Genomic DNA, 643 nt, shown 5'->3' with positions numbered 1-643 from the left:
TCTAAATAGAGTTTCTGATTTTCAGTTAACTCACTCTCAATAGGGATAATATGAGCTTCTGGAACAGGTAAATCCAACATATCTTGTGTTTGAATGTCGGCTGTTTCTTTATAGATTTTCATCAACTCAGGTAGATTGACAAACTTTTTAAATCGTTTCTTAGGTTGGTACTTATCCCCTGTAGGAGCTAATTCCATAGAGTTTTGAATTTCTCCAAAAGCACCTACCCAAGAGTCAAAATAATCAACTTGATAGCGTTTTAAGATATCTGGTTGAATATAGTTCATCATAGTATACAACTCACTAATAGAATTGGAAACAGGTGTTCCTGTCGCAAAGACAATATTTTTAAAATCATGTTCTTCCTGAATCTGTCGAACCTTCATTTCCATATCCACGTTCTTCTTAGAGGTTGTATTGGTAATCCCGGCTACATTTCCAAGTCCAGTAATTGGACGTATATTTTTAAAGTGATGTGCTTCATCCACAAAGAGAAAATCAATTCCTAAGTTTTCAAAATCAATAAAACTATCACGATTGAAGCGTTGCAGTTCTTCCAATTGTCTCTCTAAACCACTAATTGATTGTTCCGCTTCTTTAACGGTATACTTATTTTCAGAATGTGTTTTAATCTCTCGTAGTT

1 protein-coding gene is annotated in these 643 nt (G+C 34.2%); it reads right to left on the bottom strand.

Annotation, left to right across the window (positions count from 1 at the left end; all coding sequences use genetic code 11):
- The coding region (locus D8863_RS10755) for a helicase-like domain-containing protein (protein WP_260469808.1) at positions 1–643 on the bottom strand (643 nt) is incomplete at both ends.

The organism is Streptococcus oralis (genome assembly GCF_003943825.1).
GTDB classification, from domain to species: Bacteria; Bacillota; Bacilli; order Lactobacillales; family Streptococcaceae; genus Streptococcus; species Streptococcus oralis_CD.
This window is presented reverse-complemented; position numbering and strand designations above follow the sequence as displayed.